Raw genomic sequence first — 460 nt, 5'->3', positions numbered from 1 at the left:
GGCACACACGCAAAATAATGGTATGCATACTTTGTTCTAGAAATTATCATCCAAGGCACAAGACTAGTTAGGTACCCCGAGATAATAAAAACTTCGGTTCTCGCAGGTTTTACAATAGAAATAAGCAGCAGCGTAGCAACAGAAATAGTACCCGCCCAACATATTATCGGATTCATAAAGAAACTTATAGCCGCAGTCATTCCGCTGCCTATCAACTCATGATTCGAATATGCCCAAAGTGGACGAAGATTGAATAACCATTGCCACCATTCTGATTGGAAGGGATGCGGTTGGCTAATCCCATTGTGATATGAAAGCATTCCAGTATTCCAGTTCCAAAAATATTGCAACGGATTCCTACCATGGAGATCAAACATCATAAGAGGAATATAACTTATAAAATATATAAATATCGGTATAGCTACTAAAAACAACAAACAATATAATAGATGCCTTACAC

Annotated in this window: 1 protein-coding gene; it reads right to left on the bottom strand. The window is 37.8% G+C overall.

Features of this window, described 5'->3' with window-relative positions:
• A partial coding sequence (locus tag ACYVTD_RS16650; protein WP_461248769.1) for a hypothetical protein occupies positions 1-320 on the bottom strand: 320 nt, incomplete at its 3' end.
• Positions 321-460: the final 140 nt, after the last annotated feature.

Source organism: Treponema sp. R6D11, from assembly GCF_054786075.1.
Note: the sequence above shows the minus strand (reverse complement) of the source record. Positions and strands in the feature narration are given on the sequence as shown.